Source organism: Ruminococcus sp. AM31-15AC, from assembly GCF_003462045.1.
Lineage (GTDB): Bacteria > Bacillota > Clostridia > Oscillospirales > Ruminococcaceae > Hominimerdicola > Hominimerdicola aceti.
Genome location: NZ_QTYG01000101.1, coordinates 1 through 2,097, shown reverse-complemented (window position 1 = coordinate 2,097; position 2,097 = coordinate 1). Strand labels below are relative to the sequence as shown.

Below are 2,097 nucleotides of genomic sequence, written 5' to 3'. Positions count from 1 at the left end.
AGCGTCCCTTTGGGGATGCACAGCTCATCTGCTGCTGCCTTGGTGCCAATCTCCTTTGCGAGCTTTATTGCCTGCTTTTTAAACTCTTCATCATATTGTTTTCCTGTTCCCATTGATGACACACTCCTTTGTTTTTATTATACTTTGATTGTTTTTTATGTGTCAAGTTTTATTATACAGGATTATCTTGTGTATATTTTAGGCAGTCGCCTCATGGAGTCAAAATACGGATTTTGGAGAAAATCAGGGGCCGCAGGAGCAGAAAACTGCGTAAAATCGGCGTAATTAACGGAGTCGTGACAGAAAAGGAGCGAATTTATGGCAAAAAAAAATAGCTGTTTACTTTCAGCCGGAAACTATGAGAAAAATCGAACAGGAGTATCGTGGGGACAACTGCGCCTCAAAAACGGAGTTCATTGAGAAAGCCGTGAAGTTTTACATCGGCTATCTTCGACAGCAGGAAGAGGTAAACTACCTCTCCCCACTGATTACGGAAACGGTCAAGGCACAGATAAAAGGTACGGAACAGCGGCTTGCTCGTCTGATGTTCAAGGTCGCTGTCGAGCTTGGAAAACTGTCTCACATGACTGCGGCGATAAATGATGTTGATGATGAAACATTGCAAAGTCTGCACGCTATGTGCGTAAACGAAGTACGGAAGATCAATGGAATTATCGATTACGAGGATGCTGTGCAGTATCAAAGAGATTAAATCAGAGGTGCCAAGAAAACAGTATGTGATTTTTATTGATACTGCTACAAGTAAAGAGAAAAATTTGGTTGCAGTTGGTGATTACATTGCGGCTGAAAAAATAGTAAAATTGTAGTACGGAGGTAACTCATTGAAGATCGAATTTGAGTATGAGGTAAGGCTGATGATCGAAATTCTCTTTGAAAAAGGCTTGATAAATCAGCCTACATACCTGAACATCATCAGAAATTACGACAATCAAAAGCAGAAAAAAAGCGCATGACTTTGAAAGGACAGGTGATCTGAATGTACACAACATTAAAGCCAGACAGGAACAGACAACGAACGGTTGTGTTTTACGGACGAGTATCCACCGAGCACGAGGCTCAGATCTCCGCTCTGGAAAATCAGCTTCAATGGTATGACGATCAAGCAAAACAGCATAATAACTGGAACGTTATCGACAAATACATTGACGAAGGAATTACGGGAACGCAGGCTAAGAAAAGACCGTCATTCCTGCAAATGATCGAGGACGCACGGCAAGGAAAATTCGATCTTATAGTTACAAGAGAGGTATGTCGATTCGCACGAAATACGGTTGACACGCTGACGTTTACTCGTGAGCTAAAGAACTTGGGTATTGAGGTTTACTTTGTTGAGGACAACATCTGGACAATGGACGGTGACGGAGAACTCAGACTTACGCTTATGGCTACTCTTGCACAGGACGAGAGTAGAAAAATTTCTGAGCGAGTTCGTGCGGGACAATATATCAGCCGCGAGAACGGTGTGCTATACGGGAACGGAAATATTCTTGGGTACGACCGAGTCGGCTCAACCTATGTGATCAATCCGGAGCAGGCGGAAACGGTGACGATAATATATGATTACTATCTGCACGGCTATGGAATAAAGAAGATCGTCAACGAGCTATATCGCCTTGAACGCAGGGACTCATCGGGTAACGTCAAGTGGGACGTCTCAAAGGTAAACAGAATACTGAAGAACGCAACCTACAAGGGCTATATCGGGTACAATAAATCAAGTACCAATAACTATCTGGAGCAAAAGAGGAAAAACAATTATGACATCTCAACCTACGTTTATCACAAGGGTGATTTCGAGCCGATCATCAGCGAAGCACAGTGGGACGAGTGCGCACGGATTATGAAATCACGCTGTCAGGTGCTAAAGAACAGTATGGGTAAGGATAAGAAGTAATCCTGTATAATAAAACTTGACACATACAAAACAATCAAAGTATAATAAAAACAAAGGAGTGTGTCATCAATGGGAACAGGAAAACAATATGATGAAGAGTTTAAAAAGCAGGCAATAAAGCTCGCAAAGGAGATTGGCACCAAGGCAGCAGCAGATGAGCTGTGCATCCCCAAAGGGACGCT

3 protein-coding genes are annotated in these 2,097 nt (G+C 42.7%); all 3 read left to right on the top strand.

Annotation, left to right across the window (positions count from 1 at the left end; translation table 11 throughout):
• The first annotated feature begins 358 nt into the window (after positions 1-358).
• The 3 genes from DW793_RS14025 (at position 359) to DW793_RS14020 (ending at position 1,915) form a co-directional block, all read left to right on the top strand.
• Entirely contained in the window at positions 359-712 is a 354-nt protein-coding gene (locus tag DW793_RS14025) for a hypothetical protein (RefSeq protein WP_118158515.1), read from the top strand.
• 130 nt (positions 713-842) lie between these two features.
• Positions 843-974 (top strand): hypothetical protein, encoded by a 132-nt coding sequence (locus DW793_RS15740; protein ID WP_290126990.1) that lies wholly within the window; start codon positions 843-845, stop codon positions 972-974.
• A 23-nt stretch (positions 975-997) separates the two neighbouring features.
• The gene (locus tag DW793_RS14020; RefSeq protein WP_118158514.1) at positions 998-1,915 is read left to right on the top strand and encodes a recombinase family protein; all 918 of its coding nucleotides are present in this window, start codon (positions 998-1,000) and stop codon (positions 1,913-1,915) included.
• The last annotated feature ends 182 nt before the right edge of the window (positions 1,916-2,097 follow it).

Coding starts and splice junctions, on each gene's coding strand:
- DW793_RS14020 (WP_118158514.1), top strand. CDS start 998: ATGTACACAACATTAAAGCCAGACAGGAACAGACAACGAACGGTTGTG.
- DW793_RS14025 (WP_118158515.1), top strand. CDS start 359: ATGAGAAAAATCGAACAGGAGTATCGTGGGGACAACTGCGCCTCAAAA.